Below are 14241 nucleotides of genomic sequence, written 5' to 3' on the forward strand. Positions count from 1 at the left end.
CCAACTTCCTCGGCTTCGTCAAGCTTGCTGCCATCATGCTCTGGCTCAAATGATTAAATTGTCACTACAGCCTAGCAGGCTGTTGAAGAAGTCCACTTGCGGGCAATGAAGTCGGCTTCGTCGCCGTTGTGGAAGCAGATTTGCCCGCTGATCGAGCCGTCAGGTTGGATTTCGGCCCAGCCATCACCTTGGGCTTCGTCCATCTCGTCGTTGCCTTGCCAGGAGAAGGCGACGTGATTGCCGTCGCCCGCGCCGAAGATCTGCCCAGTGGCAGCCCAAGGCGAATTCGCCGGAGCCGTTGGTCGCGAACTCGATATAAGCGGGCTCCATCATGTCGCGATAGTCCTCGACATAGTCGGGCATCGCGACGATCCGCCACGGCCGGCGAGGCTCATGTCGCCAGCAGCTTGGGTAAGCGGACCAGATTGTAGGCCGCCAGGTTCAGGGTGAAGGCCGCGCCCACACGGGCGCATCCTCGCAGCTTGACCTTGGCCATGCCGGCCGATGACTTGATCCAGCCGAACACCTCTTCGATCCGCTTGCGGCAGCGCTGGCTGGCTTCATAGCCCGGATGGCGCTTCGTGCGGCCATCGATCGCCGTCACACGAGGCTTGCCAGTTTTACTGAGGTGACCGTCGATGGCGATGTGCGGCGTGACCTTGTGCTCGCGCAGGTCCTTGACGAACTGGCGCACATCATAGGCCTTGTCGGCCCCGAGCGTGATGCGCCGCCGCGATGACCGGCGTTCCAACATGGCAAGCGCAGCCTCCCGCTCGGCTTTGCCCGTGGCCTGGGTGACGCCGCCGTCCACGACCAGTCCGTGGCGGTTCTCCATCAGTGCATGGCCCATGTAGCACAGCTTCGCCGGCTGACCGTCACCCTTCTTGTAGAGCCGCGCCTGCGGATCGCTTGTGCTCTGGTGCGTATCGTTGGAGCGCTTCTCCTTGTGGAAGGCGCGCTCGGCGTTGCGGCCAGCGCTATCCGGATCGTTGTCGTCGCCATCCTTGCGGCGGAAGCTCTTGATCGAAGCCCAGGCTTCGATCAGCGTCCCATCCACCGAGAAGTGGTCCGACGACAGCAGCCGCTTCACCCTTGGCTGCGCCAGAACCGCGCGCAGAAACTTCGCCGCGATCTCGCCTTCCAACAGCCGATCCCGGTTCTTGGTGAAGCTCGAATGATCCCAGGCCGGCTCGTCAACGCCGAGCCCAACGGACCAGCGGAACAGAAGATCGAACTCCATCCGCTCCATCAACTTACGCTCCGAGCGAATGCCATAGAAGGCCTGCAACAGCATCGCGCGCAGCAAGCGCTCCGGCGCAATCGAGGGTCGCCCGACCCCGGGCCGATAAAGCACGGCAAAATCGCCGTCCATCCCGACAAGAGCCGCGTTCACGATCGCCCGTATCACCCGTAGCGGATGATCGCGCCGAACCCGCGCCTCAAGGTCCACATAGGAAAACAGCGAACCTGTCCGCTCGTCCAATCCGCGCATCTACGGTCCCCAAATCATCAGGGCACCAGTGAATCACGCTCAAAACAACCGCGCCAGTACTTCTTCAACAGCCTGCTAGAGCGTTTCACCGTTTCACGGAAACGGCGAAACGCTCTATCTCTTTGTTTTTACGCAATTCCGGACGGAAAACCGCTCACACTTTTCCTGGAATTCCTCTAGTCCGCGCCTTCCTCGGGATCGATGGCGGACTGTTCATTGGCCACGACCTCGATCTCCTGGTTCTGCCCGGCGACCACCGTGAAATCTTTCTGATAGATGCGGTCGCGGTTCTTGGCGATGATGGTGTACTGACCCTCGGCCAGCACCATCGAGGCGAATGCGCCGACCGCTTCCTTGATCGGATCGCCGCTCTCGTTGAGCAATGACCAGGACGTGTCGGCGATGGCCTCGCCGCCGGGCTCACGCACCAGCTTCATCGTCATCTCGGCGGCGCGGTGCTCGACGGTCGCCTCCGTCAGCTTGCCGGCCTCGACGCGGATGTCGGAGCGGATCACGGCGTTGACCGCGCCATAGGTGGAGACGACATGGTAGGTGCCGGCGTTCAGCCGCACTACGGTGTTCGGCGCGACGTCCGGGGCTATCAGCGGCCGGTCGCCATTGGCCGCGGCCTGGCCTTCATAGATCGAGAAGCGCAGTTTCTTCGGCGGGATGGGCGCGCCGCCCGACGTCACCGCGTCGAGCTTCAGGCCGCCGGCGTCGAGCACAAGGCTTTCGCGGCGGGCCTCCTTGCCGACGGTGATGCGCTTGGTGGCGCCGGCGCGTCCGTAGGAGGCATGGACAAGGTAGCTGCCGGGGTCGAGCTGAAACACGGCCGTGCCGCCATGGGCGGATGCTACCATCGGCAGCCTGCCATCGCTGGCGGGTTGTGGCCTGAAGACCCGCCAGACGATGCCGCGGGTGATGTCGGCGCCCTTGTCGGTCAACTGCGCCGACAGCGTGATGGCGCCGCCATTGCCGAGCGCCAGCGGTCCCTGTGTCTTCGGCGTCGCATAGCTCGAAATGCCAGGAAGCTTGATGTCGCCGACATCGTTGGCGTTCTGGGCCAGCGCGAAGGAAACCGGCACCGCGAACAACGCAGCGACGAGTGCGATCACAAAAAGGCGCAGAGTCCCCTCAAACATGCCTTGCGTTGAAGCCCAAGGCAGTGGCAATTTCAAGGCCTATAGCCGGATGATTTCAGGTCGAATTGACCTGAAATCTGAATCCGGCTCTAAGTCAAAGAAGTAGAGCATGATGTCGTCCAAAAGCCGCTTCACACTTTTCGGCATCATGCTCTAGAAGCGCGCCGCCCCGCGCGGCGGCTTCTTATCCGGCGCAAAACGCCACCGCCCGAGCCGCCCGACCTCCCGATGGCGTGCTTCAGCTCAAAATCGAATGCCTTCAGGAGACTTGCGCCCATGGCGTCGCCGATCATCGACTTCCTGCTCACCCGCAATTCCGCGCCGATTCCCGACCTCAAGGAACCGGCGCCGAGCGATGCCGAGATCGCGACGATGATCGCGGCGGCCTCGCGTGTTCCCGACCACGGCCGGCTCGAGCCCTGGCGCTTCATCCTTTATCGCGGCGAGGCGCGCGTCGAGATCGGCAAGAAGCTGGCGGCACTGGCCGAGCAGCGCGAGAGGCCGCTGCCGGAAGGCCGGCGCAACCAGGAATTGGCGCGCTTCTCGCGAGCGCCGCTGGTGATCGGCGTGGTGTCGGTGACGAGGGAGAACCCGAAGATCCCGCAATGGGAGATGTTCCTGTCGGGCGGCATGGCGGCCATGAACCTGATGATCGCGGCCAATGCTCTGGGCTATGGCACCAACATGATCAGCAACTGGTATTCCGACGTCGCGGAGGGCAGGGCGATCCTCGGGCTCTCGCCGCAGGAGCGCGTCGTCGGCTTCGTCCATATCGGATCGTATCAGGGGCCTGCGCCGGAACGGCCACGGCCCGATCCGGCGAAGCTCTATGCCGATTACGCCGGTCCCTGGGCCGGTTAGGATCTTTTGCGGATTTTCGCAGGAACGGCGCGGCGGGCGGCCAATAGTGGCGGGGACGTCACGGAAGGTTGGTCATGGTCTCGAGATTGGTTCTCCAGACATTCGTATGGTTCGGCATCATGGGCGCGGTGATGTTCGTGTCGGCCGGCACGCTGCACTGGACCGGAGCCTGGGTGTACATAGTCGTGATGGTCGGACTGAGCCTGATCATGGGCGTGGCGCTCACCCGGCGCGATCCAGGCCTGATGAATGAGCGCCTTCGCCCGCCGATCCAGAAAACCCAGACCGCGGCCGACAAGATCGTGCTGAGCATATTGCTCATCGGCATCTTCGCCTGGCTGGCCCTGATGGGGCTCGACTTCCGCTTCCGCTGGTCGGCAACTCCCGTATGGGTGCAGCTGGTCGGCGTGCTGGTCCTGCTCGTCGGCATCTGGATCTGCTATCTCACGATGCTGGAAAACAGCTTTGCGGCGCCTGTCGTGAAGATCCAGGACGAGCGCGGGCAGAAGGTGATCACCACCGGTCCATACGGCTATGTCCGCCACCCCATGTATGCGGGCGCCATACTCTATTTCGCCGGCACGGCGCTGCTGCTCGGCTCCTGGTGGGGACTGGCATCGGTCCTCGCCTTCATCCTGCTGCTCGCCATCCGCACCTTCATCGAGGAAAAGACGTTGCGGACCGGCCTGCAGGGCTATGACGATTACGCCGCGCGTGTCCGCTACAAGCTGATCCCGATGGTCTGGTAGCGATCAGGCGGAAATATCCGCCGCCTTGGCGCGAGCCAGCAGGCGCTCGGCCAGGCGCAAATGCGGCCGGTCGTACATCTTGCCGTCGATGCCGACGACGCCCGGATTTCCCGCTGCTGCGAAGGCATCGACGATCGCCTGTGATCGCGCGACTGCTTCGGCGGACGGGGTGAAGGCGGCGTTGATGACCGGCACTTGCGCCGGATGGATCGCCATCTTGCCGGTGAAGCCGTCGCGCTCGGCCTCTCGGCATTCCTTCTCGAAGGCGGCCATGTCGCGGAAATCGGGAAAGACGGTGTCGATGGCGGCGGCTTCGGCCGCGCCCGCCGCCAGAATGGTCATGCTGCGCGCCAGGCGAAACACCTCGGTGTAGCGGCCGCTCTCATCGCGGGTCGAGCGCGCGCCGATCGCGGCGGACAAATCCTCCGCGCCCCAGGTCAGGCCGGCAAGCCGCGCGCTCGCTCCGGCATAGCTTGCCGCCGCCAGCACGCCGGCTGCGGTCTCGGTAATGATCGGCAGGATTCTTATAGCGCCGTCCGGCAGCCCGCTCTCGGCCTCATGCACGCGCAGCTTCGCCGCCAGTTGCTGGACGTCCTGTCCGCTGTTCGACTTCGGCAGAATGATGCCGTCGGGCTTCGCCGGGACAAGAGCCTCAAGGTCATCGTCAGTGAGGCCGGTGGAAAGATCGTTGACCCGCACATAGACGGCCGAACCTGTCCGGTGCCTTTGGCTGGAGATGAAGCCGGCCGCGGTCGCGCGTGCCGCCGCCTTGTTGGCGGCGGCAACGGAATCCTCGAGATCGACGATGACCACGTCGGCGCCGGCCTCGAATCCCCTTTCCAGCTTGCGCTCGGAATCGCCGGGCACGAACAGCAGCGAGCGCATCAGGCCGCCTTCCTCAGCATCATCGCCTGCCTGATGCACTTGGCGACAAGAATGTCGTTCTGATTGTAGGCGCGGTGCTCGAACTCGACGATGCCGCGATCGGGTTTCGACTTCGAGTCGCGTACGGACACGACCGTCGTCTCGACCCGGATGGTGTCGCCGTGGAAGACGGGGTGCGGGAACACTGTCTCCTTCATGCCGAGATTGGCGACCGTGGTGCCGACGGTGATGTCGTTCACCGAGATGCCGATCATCAGGCCGAGCGTGAACAGCGAGTTCACCAGCGGCTTGCCCCATTCGGTTTTCGCGGCAAAGTCGAAATCGATGTGCAAGGGCTGCGGGTTGAGCGTCATCACCGAAAACAGCATGTTGTCGCTCTCGGTCACGGTCTTGCGCAGCGTGTGGCGGAAGACATGGCCGACGACAAACTCTTCCAGATAAAGCCCGGCCATCGTTCGATCTCCTCCAATGTCCTTGCTTGATAGGCGTTGGCTGCGCCCCCATCAAGCCGGTTAAGAAACATGGTGAACCGTTCGTAAACCATTTCCAGCCTACCGTTCACGACGGGGCCGGGATCTTTCCGGCGAGGGCGTAGCTGGTCGGTATGATTGTTTCGCACTTTCTAAAATGGGTTGACACGGCAAGGGTTTCCGAGCGCGCCGCCGCCGCGAGCGCGTTGGCGCGCGCCTATATCGATTCCGATCTGCCATTCGAGGATCGCTGCGCCGCCGAGGCGGCGCTGACGCTGCTTCTGGACGACGCTTCCTCCAAGGTGCGCCTGGCGCTTGCCGAGGCGCTGTCGATGAGCCATCACGCGCCGCCGCAGGTGATCAGCGCCCTGGCCGCAGACCAGCCGGAAGTGGCGGCGCTGGTGCTGGCGCGCTCGCCGCTGCTTACCGATGCCGACCTGGTGGAACGCGTCGCCTGCGGCCACAAGGCGACGCAGAAGCTGATCGCCAACCGTCCCGTCGTCTCGATGTCGCTGGCGGCGGCAATCGCCGAGATCGGCGAACCGGAAGCCTGCGCCGTGCTGATCGGCAACAGCGGCGCCGAGATTGCTTCGCTCAGCTTCCGCCGCATGGCCGAGCGGCATGGCCATCTGCCGCTGGTGCGCGAGGCGCTGATCGCCGATCGGCGCCTGCCGGCCGACTGCCGGCACATGCTCCTGGTCAAGCTCGGCGAGACCCTGAAAGGATCGCCGCTGGTGCTGGCGATGATGGGCGCGGCGTGGGCCGATCGCGTCATGCGCGATGCCTGCGTGAAGGCCTCGGTCACGCTGATCGAGGGAACGCGCATGGAAGAGCATGCGGCGCTGATCGAGCATTTGAGGCTGCGCGGAGACCTGACCGCAAGCTTCATCATCCGCACCATCGCGCATGGCAAAGTGGATTTCTTCGGCTCGACGCTGGTGGCATTAGCCCGACAGTCCGAGCAGCGGGTGACAGCGCTTCTCGCCGGCGGGCACGACGTGGCGCTGCAGGCGCTGTTCCGCAGCGCCGGGCTTGCGCCGACGACGCATGGCATCATCCTGCGCGCGCTGAAAGTGTGGCGCGAGGTCGCCAATGGCCGGCGCATCGCCGGCGTCCAGGAGGTGAGCTGGCTGATGCTGAAGGAGCTCGGCGGCCAATCGGCCGAGGGCGACCTTGCCGGGCTGGTGAAGTCGATCCATCTCGACGCGCTGCGTGAAAACGCGCGCGGGCATGCGCTGGCGATTGCAGCTGCCTAGCGACATGTCAGGTCTCAGCCGAGTTCCTGGGCAAGGCCGATGAGAAGCGCTTCAGGCCCGCGTATGTAGCAGAGCCGATACACATCCTGATAGCGGACCACCTCGCTGACGAGCTCGGCCCCGCGTTTGCGGAGCCTCTCCAGCGTGTCGTCGATGTCGTCCACTGTGAACATGACGCGGAGATAACCCAGGGCATTCACCGGCGCGTTGCGGTGATCCGCCACGATACGTGGCCTGAGGAAGCGGGACAGCTCGAGCGGCTGTGGCCGTCCGGCGTGCGCATCATGGCGATCTCGACATGCTGATCACCCAGTCCAGTGACGCGCCCGGCCCATTCTCCTTCGATCATGGCGCGCCCTTCGAGCTCAAGGCCAAGCTCGCGAAAGAAATCAACTGTCGCGTCGAGGTCCTCGACGACGATGCCGATGTTGTCCATCCGTTTGAGCGCCAGTGTCCAACCTAGAAGGTGTCGACCAGTCCAACAAGGAACCATTTCCGAAACAGTCCGACCTGAAACGCGACACGCCCGGAATTGTTCAGGCACGGCCCTTCGCAAAGAAGTCCGGATAATCTTCCATCGCGGCGGCAATGATGCGCAGGGAGGCGGCGATCTGCAGCATTTCGAGCCGATCGCTGCGTTCCGCGATGCTGGCCGCATATTGCCTTGCCACCGCGACGGTGGCGGTCTGCGGCTCGCCCGGGCGCCGGAACAACAGCTCGCGCGCCAGGCCGCGCAGGAAATTGCCGATGGATTCGACCGTTTCGTGCGGAATGGCGGAGTTCAGTTGCGCGCGGCGCAGCCTGAGCACCTCCAGCCCGACGGTGACGGCGGCGATGCTGCCTCCAAGCATGGAGTCGCCCCTGCGGCCTGTCCGCTGCACCTGCGGCATCAACTGGTTGATCCGGTCATAGGCAAGGCTTTCGAAGGCCGAGCGCCGGGGGATGCGCTCATGCAGGCAAAGCCGCGCCAGGTCCTCACGCATCGCCTGCGAGATTCGCTCCACGGTGACCCAGGGATCGGCCGGCAGCACGACGATGAAGACGCCGATCGCAATCAGGATGCCGACCAGGATTGAGGCCGAGCCGGCGAGAAACGGCCCGGGATCATAGATCATCTGCTGATGGGGGCTGAGGAAGGCGAGGAAGTTGATGGCGAAGGCGGTGGCGACGCCGACATGGCGTGGATTGGCCATGCCGAGCGCTGCTGGAACCAGGATCGGCACGACGAAGAGCGTGAACCAGCCGAAGCCGGGCAGCGCCGGTAGCGCGACCTGGCCGACCAGAAAGGCAAAAGGCAGCGCGATCAGTGTTCCGGTGAAGAAGCCCCAGGCGGACTGCACGGGATCGGGGCGCGACGCGAACAGGCTGGAGACGACAGCGACGAGGATGACGGTGCCGGCTGCTTCCGACCATTTGGTCGTCAGCCAGAAGATCGCCACGAGCAATGTCGCCAGCGCGGCGCGCAGGGCGTTGCGGCATGCGGCCTGGTAGTCGCGGTGGACGACCAGCGCCGGCTGGCTTCGCTCGCTCGATTTGCGAGAGACGGGCGAGCGAAGCGCCTCCAGGCCGCGCATCACCTGCTTCAGCGCCTCTGCGAAATCGCCGGCGATGGTGAGACGGGTGATGGTGCCGACCTTGTCTTCTCCGCTGTCGTTGTGGCCTGTGCCGCTGGGGCCGCTGCCGTCGGACGCCGTATCTTTGGGCAGGTCCGGCATCTCCCTGGCCTTGCCTGCGATCGCGTCGAGCCGGGCCACCCAAGGGGCTGTGTCGTCGAGCGCGCCAGGCGTCGCCGCCAGTTCGCCGACGAAGGCTTTCAACTCGCTGCGCATGGGAATCAGCGCCGCGTTCTTCGGCCTGCGGTGGCTGTGCAGAGCGCGCGCCGCCGAAAGCGCCCACAGAAGCTGGCCTATCGTGCGCCGCACCGGGTGGGCGCGGGTGGCGAAGCTTGGCGCCTCCAGCCGCGCATAGGTCCGCATCTCTGCGAGCGTCTGGGCGTCGGCGATCAGCTTGCGTTGGAGCGCGGCAAGGCTTGCCGGATCGCCGTCGGAGAAAGCGCCGCCGGCATATTCGGCGAGGTCGAGAATGCTGCGCTTCAGCCTGGAGATGATAGCGTCGGCGGCGAGCTTCGGCAGGATCAGCCGGCTGGTGACGCCGGCGCAGACAATGCCGAGCACGATCTCGGCGCAACGCGCGGTCGCCAGGTCGACAACGACATGCGGCTGGCCAAGCGCCGGCAGGCTGATGATCATCGCGGTATAGCCGGCAAGGGCGGCGCCATAGGCTTCCGGGTTGCGCAGCAGCGACGAGACGAGCGTGCAGACGCCGATCCATAGCGCCAGCACTGTGACCAGCAGCCAGGGATTGGTGCCGAACAGCGAGGTGATGCCGACCGCGGCAAGACCGCCCGCCAGCGTCCCGAGCAGCCGGTAGAAGCCCTTCGCCAGCACCATGCCAGCCACCGGCTGCGCCACGATGAACACCGTCATCATCGCCCATTGCGGATGGTCGAGCTTCAGCGCGTAGGCAACAAGCAGCGCGATCAGCCCCGCCGAAACCGTGCGCAGGGCGAAAATCCAATCCGAACGGGTCGGCTGTGTCAGGCCGCTTAGCGGTGTCTCGGCAAGCTCTTTCAGCCGCGTCCAGGTCACATGCCCGTCTCCTTATCGGAGCTTGTTATGGACCGGACCGCGTTCAGATATCCAGCACGTCCGTCTCGGCGAATTCGGCGCGCTCCTGGATGAAGCGGAAACGCGCCTCGGGCTTGGTGCCCATCAGCGCGTCGACGGCATCCTTGGTGGCCTGCTCGGCGTCGATCACATCGACCCTAAGAAGCGTGCGCTTCTTGGGATCCATCGTGGTCTCCTTGAGCTGCGAGGCCATCATCTCGCCCAGACCCTTAAAGCGGCCGATCTCGACCTTGCCGCGCCCGGTGAACTCGGTCCGCAGCAACTCGTCCTTGTGCGCGTCGTCGCGGGCGTAGCCGACCTTGCCGCCCTGCCGGATCGAATAGAGCGGCGGCACGGCCATGTAGAGATGGCCGCCGCGGATCAGGTTCGGCATCTCCTGGTAGAAGAAGGTGATCAGCAGCGAGGCGATATGCGCGCCGTCGACGTCGGCGTCGGTCATGATGATGACGCGGTCGTAGCGCAGGTCCTCGTCGCGGTATTTCGAGCGCGTGCCGCAGCCGAGCGCCTGGATCAGGTCGGAAATCTGCTGGTTGGCGGCAAGCTTGTCGTTGCCGGCGCTAGCGACGTTGAGGATCTTGCCGCGCAGCGGCAGCACCGCCTGGCTGGCGCGATCGCGCGCCTGCTTGGCCGAGCCGCCGGCCGAGTCGCCCTCGACGATGAATATCTCGGCGCCAGCGGCTGCGTTCTGCGTGCAATCGGCGAGCTTGCCAGGAAGGCGCAGCTTGCGCACCGCGCTCTTGCGCGAGACTTCCTTTTCCTGCCGGCGGCGCACGCGCTCGTCGGCGCGCGCGATGACCCAGTCGAGAAGCTTCGAGGCTTCCTGCGGATTGTCGGCCAGCCAATGGTCGAACGGGTCGCGGATGGCGTTTTCGACGATGCGCATCGCCTCGATCGTCGCCAGCCTGTCCTTGGTCTGGCCGACGAATTCCGGCTCGCGGATGAACACCGACAGCATGCCCGCGGCCGAGATCATCACGTCGTCGGTGGTGATGATCGAGGCGCGCTTGTTGCCGATGAGGTCGGCGTAGGCGCGCAGTCCGCGCGTCAGCACGTTGCGGAAGCCGGCCTCATGCGTGCCGCCTTCAGGGGTCGGAATGGTGTTGCAGTAGGAGTTGAGGAAGCCGTCGCCGCCGAACCAGGTGACAGCCCACTCCAGCGAACCGTGGCCGCCCTGCTTGTCGCTCTTGCCGGCGAAGACCTCGCGCGTGACCTGGAACTCGTCGCCGAGCGTCGCCTTGAGATAGTCCTTGAGGCCGCCCGGGAAATGGAACTCGGCCTTGGCGGGTGTCTGGTCCTTGTCCTTGATCAGCGACGGATCGCATGTCCAGCGGATCTCGACGCCGCCGAACAGATAGGCCTTCGAGCGCGTCATGCGGTAAAGCCGCGCCGGTTCGAAGGCGGCGCCCTTGCCGAAAATCTGCTCGTCGGGATGGAAGCGGGTCCTCGTGCCGCGTCGGTTGTGGACTTCGCCAAGATGCTCGAGACCGCTGACCGGGACGCCGCGGGAGAATCTTTGGCGGTAAAGTTGGCGTCCCCGCGCGACCTCGACCTCGAGGTGGTCGGACAGCGCGTTGACCACCGAGACGCCGACGCCGTGCAGGCCGCCGGAGGTCTCGTAGACCTTGGAGTCGAACTTGCCGCCCGAATGCAGCGTCGTCATGATGACTTCGAGCGCCGGCTTCTTGAATTTCGGATGCGGATCGACCGGGATGCCGCGGCCATTGTCGGTGACGGTCAGGAAGCCGTCGGCGGAAAGCTCGACGTCGATGAAGGTGGCGTGGCCGGCCACCGCTTCGTCCATCGAATTGTCGATGACCTCGGCGAACAGGTGGTGCATCGCCTTGTCGTCGGTACCGCCAATATACATGCCCGGACGGCGCCGCACCGGCTCCAGCCCCTCCAGCACTTCGATATCGGCGGCGCTGTAACCCTCGCTGCCGTCGCGGGTGGCGGTCGAACGCTTCGCGGCCTGCACCAGCGGATCGGCGGGGCGCGAGGGCGCGCGCACTTGCTGCGGTTGCTTTTCCGGGGTGCCAAAGAGATCGCTGGTGTCGTCCATGCTAGCCATTAAGTCCGGTACTGCGAATCACTCCTCGATACTGCCACGCTTTTGGCGGGCGAACGAGTTCCTGTTCCGTTCAGGGATCAAACTGTCTCTTATTCCAAAACCATTCGATAACCAAGCCGGCCGAAATAGGGCGGCCCCCATGCCTCGGGATTCCTGATTCTTTAACATTAACGCCTAGCGTGGGGCCTAACCAACAAAAGACCACGGGCGTCAGGGGTTTCGTTGTGAGGGGCAGGGCCATAACCATGATCGGCATCGCCGCCGTTTTCGGCGCGATCTCGATCTTTGCGGCGGATTTCTGGGTCAAGAGCCAGGCAAAGGCTCAGGCCGAGGTCGTCACGGTCGAAGCTCCGCAGCAACCCAAGGTCGAGTTCAAGACCATCGTGGTGGCTCAAGCGCCGTTGCGCTACGGCATGGAGCTCGCACGGCCGCAACTCGCCGAGATCCCGTGGCCGCAGGATTCCCTACCGCAAGGCGCTTTCCCGACGATCGAAAAGCTGCTTGCCGACGGCAGCCGGGTCGTGCTGTCGCCGATCGAGGTCAACGAACCGGTCCTGCTTACCAAGCTCTCGGGACCGAACGGCCGCGCCACCCTTTCCAACATGCTGTCGCCGGGAATGCGGGCCGTCACCATCCGCACCGACGAGATCGCCGGCGTCGGCGGCTTCATCACGCCGGGAGACCGCGTCGATGTCGTGCTGACGCGTGACGCGGGAGCCATCCAGGAAGTATCCAAAAACGCGCAGGGCGCGGCCGGCTCGACGGTGACGTCCGAAGTCGTCGTCGCGGACGCCAAGGTGCTTTCGGTCGGGCAGGGCGCGGACGAGCGCAAGACCGAACCGCAGATCGCCAATTCGGTGACCATCGAGGTCACCAATGAAGGGGCGCAAAAAGTGGCGCTTGCCCGCACCGTCGGCACCTTGTCGCTGTCCTTGCGGTCCGCCGCTGACGCAACCGCCGGCGATGGCGGGCTTACGACCATCTCGTCCTTCGGCGGTTCGGTCACCGCAAAGGCGCAGGCGAGCGCCGCCTCGCTCGTCAGCGCGGTGACGAAGGAATCCGACGAGCCGAAATTCAAGACGGTGATCGTAACGCGCGGCGAAAAGGTCGAGGAATACAAGGTTCCCTCGCGGGAACCTCCGCAGGAACTGCAGTAATAGCCGGTGGGGACCGGCGGGGACGGGGCAAGATGTTCGGGTTTGATGCATTTCGGACGACCGGGAGATGGCGTCTTCTCGGCGCGATCGCGCTGGCCGCGGCAATGCTTGGCGTCGCTGCGCCGGCAAGGGCCGGCAATGACGTCGTCTATGTCTCGGCGAACAAGAACGCCTCGATCAAGGTCGCCAAGGGCAAGCCGAAGACGATCATGACGAGCGCCGCCTTCTACCAGATCGTCATCGGCGATCCGGAGATCGCCAACGTCAATCCGCTGACCGACAAGTCCTTCTACGTGCTGGGCAACAATCTGGGCACCACGGGTATCGCCCTGTTCGACCAGAACAAGCAACTCGTCGGCACCATCGACATCGAGGTGACGCTGGATACCGACCAACTGGCCAGCACCATCCGCGCCAGCGTGCCCGACGCCAAGATCAAGGTCGGTTCGGCGAACGGCCGCGTCGTGCTGTCGGGCGAGGCCGACGATGCGGTCGCCGCCGACAAGGCCAGCAAGATCGCGTCGCGCTTTTCCGGCAACGAGGAAGTCATCAACTCGGTCAACATCTCGTCCTCGCAACAGGTGCAGCTCAACGTCCGCTTCGTCGAGATCAACCGTCAGGCCGGTCAGGATCTCGGCGCCAAATACGCCGCCAATTTCGCCTATGGCATCGGCAACCGCAAAGTCGTGCTGAACCCCGACGGCGGAACCGTGACGGGCGCCGGAACCGGCGAGATCATCGGCAGCCTGCTGTCGAACGGCGTTTCGATCGACATTGCCATCAAGGCGCTGGAGGAACGCGGCCTGGCGCGGCGGCTGGCTGAGCCGAACCTGATCGCGCGTTCAGGCCAGACGGCGAGCTTCCTTGCCGGCGGCGAGTTCCCGATCCCGGTTTCCGAAGACAATGGCAAGATCAGCGTGACCTACAAGAAGTATGGCGTCGGCCTGGATTTCACGCCGACGGTGCTGAAAGACGGGCTGGTGAGCCTCGACATCGCGCCGGAAGTGTCCTCGATCGACCCGTCCGCTTCCATCCAGGTCAGCAGCGGCATTTCCATTCCGGCCTTCATCGTGCGCCGCGCCAGGACATCGGTCGACCTCAAGAACGGCCAAAGCTTCATGATCGCCGGCCTTCTGCAGTCGCAGAACGACATCACGACGTCGCGGGTGCCGGGGATCGGCAGGCTGCCGGTGCTCGGTCCGCTGTTTTCCTCGAAATCCTATCAGCGGCGCGAGACCGATCTGGTCATCATCGTCACGCCTTACCTGGTCAAGCCGGTCGATCCCTCGAAGAAGATGGTCGAGCCGACCGACGGCACCCAGCCGGCAAGTCCCGCCGACTATTTCCTGAACAACACCGAGGAAGTGGACGCCTCGGCATCGAAGCGCCCAGTGGCGCTGGCAGACGGCAGCGCCGCCCGCCCAGTGGCTGCCGCCACGTCAGGCCACTTCCTCGATCTGCCAAAGGACTAAGC

At 64.5% G+C, this 14241-nt stretch carries 12 protein-coding genes and 1 pseudogene; 5 read left to right on the forward strand and 8 right to left on the reverse strand.

Annotated features, from left to right (window positions below; translation table 11 throughout):
* Nucleotides 1–71: 71 nt before the first annotated feature.
* From FJW06_RS30885 to FJW06_RS28600, 3 genes are all read right to left on the reverse strand, one after another.
* Nucleotides 72–203 carry a hypothetical protein gene (locus FJW06_RS30885; protein ID WP_281404901.1) on the reverse strand — a complete coding sequence of 44 codons (132 nt, stop codon included), beginning with the start codon at nt 201–203 and terminating at the stop codon, nt 72–74.
* A 188-nt stretch (nt 204–391) separates the two neighbouring features.
* Nucleotides 392–1492, reverse strand: coding sequence for an IS5 family transposase (locus FJW06_RS28595; RefSeq protein WP_140756844.1), 1101 nt, complete (start codon nt 1490–1492; stop codon nt 392–394).
* Nucleotides 1493–1668: 176 nt separating this feature from the next.
* Nucleotides 1669–2634, reverse strand: a complete 966-nt coding sequence (locus FJW06_RS28600; protein WP_140756846.1) for a hypothetical protein — start codon at nt 2632–2634, stop codon at nt 1669–1671.
* Between the two features lie 276 nt (nt 2635–2910).
* Between FJW06_RS28600 and FJW06_RS28605 the strand changes: the two genes are divergently transcribed.
* Both FJW06_RS28605 and FJW06_RS28610 read left to right on the forward strand, forming a co-directional pair.
* Entirely contained in the window at nt 2911–3495 is a 585-nt protein-coding gene (locus FJW06_RS28605; protein ID WP_140756848.1) for a nitroreductase, read from the forward strand.
* Between the two features lie 74 nt (nt 3496–3569).
* Complete coding sequence (locus FJW06_RS28610) at nt 3570–4244, forward strand: isoprenylcysteine carboxylmethyltransferase family protein (protein WP_140756850.1); 675 nt, start codon at nt 3570–3572, stop codon at nt 4242–4244.
* A gap of 3 nt (nt 4245–4247) precedes the next feature.
* Here the strand turns inward: FJW06_RS28610 and FJW06_RS28615 are convergent, their stop codons facing one another.
* Both FJW06_RS28615 and FJW06_RS28620 read right to left on the reverse strand, forming a co-directional pair.
* Nucleotides 4248–5129 carry a CoA ester lyase gene (locus tag FJW06_RS28615; RefSeq protein ID WP_140756852.1) on the reverse strand — a complete coding sequence of 294 codons (882 nt, stop codon included), beginning with the start codon at nt 5127–5129 and terminating at the stop codon, nt 4248–4250.
* Nucleotides 5129–5581 (reverse strand): MaoC family dehydratase, encoded by a 453-nt coding sequence (locus FJW06_RS28620; protein WP_140756854.1) that lies wholly within the window; start codon nt 5579–5581, stop codon nt 5129–5131. The genes FJW06_RS28615 and FJW06_RS28620 overlap by 1 nt, the downstream gene beginning before the upstream one ends.
* A 152-nt stretch (nt 5582–5733) precedes the next feature.
* Between FJW06_RS28620 and FJW06_RS28625 the strand changes: the two genes are divergently transcribed.
* Entirely contained in the window at nt 5734–6855 is a 1122-nt protein-coding gene (locus FJW06_RS28625; protein WP_140756856.1) for a DUF2336 domain-containing protein, read from the forward strand.
* A 14-nt stretch (nt 6856–6869) separates the two neighbouring features.
* On the opposite strand, the pseudogene FJW06_RS28630 reads toward FJW06_RS28625, so the two are convergent.
* From FJW06_RS28630 to parE, 3 genes and pseudogenes are all read right to left on the reverse strand, one after another.
* A pseudogene (locus tag FJW06_RS28630) lies at nt 6870–7306 on the reverse strand (VOC family protein).
* 85 nt (nt 7307–7391) lie between these two features.
* Nucleotides 7392–9503 carry an FUSC family protein gene (locus tag FJW06_RS28635; protein ID WP_140756858.1) on the reverse strand — a complete coding sequence of 704 codons (2112 nt, stop codon included), beginning with the start codon at nt 9501–9503 and terminating at the stop codon, nt 7392–7394.
* Nucleotides 9504–9546: 43 nt separating this feature from the next.
* A complete protein-coding gene (gene parE / locus FJW06_RS28640; protein ID WP_140756860.1) occupies nt 9547–11601 on the reverse strand; it encodes a DNA topoisomerase IV subunit B in 2055 nt (684 codons plus the stop codon).
* A gap of 254 nt (nt 11602–11855) precedes the next feature.
* Here parE and cpaB point away from each other — a divergent pair, with 254 nt between their 5' ends.
* Nucleotides 11856–12767: a Flp pilus assembly protein CpaB gene (gene cpaB / locus FJW06_RS28645; RefSeq protein WP_140756862.1), complete on the forward strand. Its 912-nt coding sequence runs from the start codon at nt 11856–11858 to the stop codon at nt 12765–12767.
* Between the two features lie 104 nt (nt 12768–12871).
* Entirely contained in the window at nt 12872–14239 is a 1368-nt protein-coding gene (locus FJW06_RS28650) for a type II and III secretion system protein family protein (protein ID WP_246674915.1), read from the forward strand.
* Nucleotides 14240–14241: the final 2 nt, after the last annotated feature.

The sequence above is a fragment of the Mesorhizobium sp. B4-1-3 genome, from assembly GCF_006439355.1.
Classification (GTDB): domain Bacteria; phylum Pseudomonadota; class Alphaproteobacteria; order Rhizobiales; family Rhizobiaceae; genus Mesorhizobium.

What these genes read in the sequence shown, in the direction of transcription:
- FJW06_RS30885 (WP_281404901.1), bottom strand. Translation starts at nt 203, where the DNA reads ATGGACGAAGCCCAAGGTGATGGCTGGGCCGAAATCCAACCTGACGGC.
- FJW06_RS28595 (WP_140756844.1), bottom strand. Translation starts at nt 1,492, where the DNA reads ATGCGCGGATTGGACGAGCGGACAGGTTCGCTGTTTTCCTATGTGGAC.
- FJW06_RS28600 (WP_140756846.1), bottom strand. Translation starts at nt 2,634, where the DNA reads ATGTTTGAGGGGACTCTGCGCCTTTTTGTGATCGCACTCGTCGCTGCG.
- FJW06_RS28605 (WP_140756848.1), top strand. Translation starts at nt 2,911, where the DNA reads ATGGCGTCGCCGATCATCGACTTCCTGCTCACCCGCAATTCCGCGCCG.
- FJW06_RS28610 (WP_140756850.1), top strand. Translation starts at nt 3,570, where the DNA reads ATGGTCTCGAGATTGGTTCTCCAGACATTCGTATGGTTCGGCATCATG.
- FJW06_RS28615 (WP_140756852.1), bottom strand. Translation starts at nt 5,129, where the DNA reads ATGCGCTCGCTGCTGTTCGTGCCCGGCGATTCCGAGCGCAAGCTGGAA.
- FJW06_RS28620 (WP_140756854.1), bottom strand. Translation starts at nt 5,581, where the DNA reads ATGGCCGGGCTTTATCTGGAAGAGTTTGTCGTCGGCCATGTCTTCCGC.
- FJW06_RS28625 (WP_140756856.1), top strand. Translation starts at nt 5,734, where the DNA reads ATGATTGTTTCGCACTTTCTAAAATGGGTTGACACGGCAAGGGTTTCC.
- parE (WP_140756860.1), bottom strand. Translation starts at nt 11,601, where the DNA reads ATGGACGACACCAGCGATCTCTTTGGCACCCCGGAAAAGCAACCGCAG.
- cpaB (WP_140756862.1), top strand. Translation starts at nt 11,856, where the DNA reads ATGATCGGCATCGCCGCCGTTTTCGGCGCGATCTCGATCTTTGCGGCG.
- FJW06_RS28650 (WP_246674915.1), top strand. Translation starts at nt 12,872, where the DNA reads ATGCTTGGCGTCGCTGCGCCGGCAAGGGCCGGCAATGACGTCGTCTAT.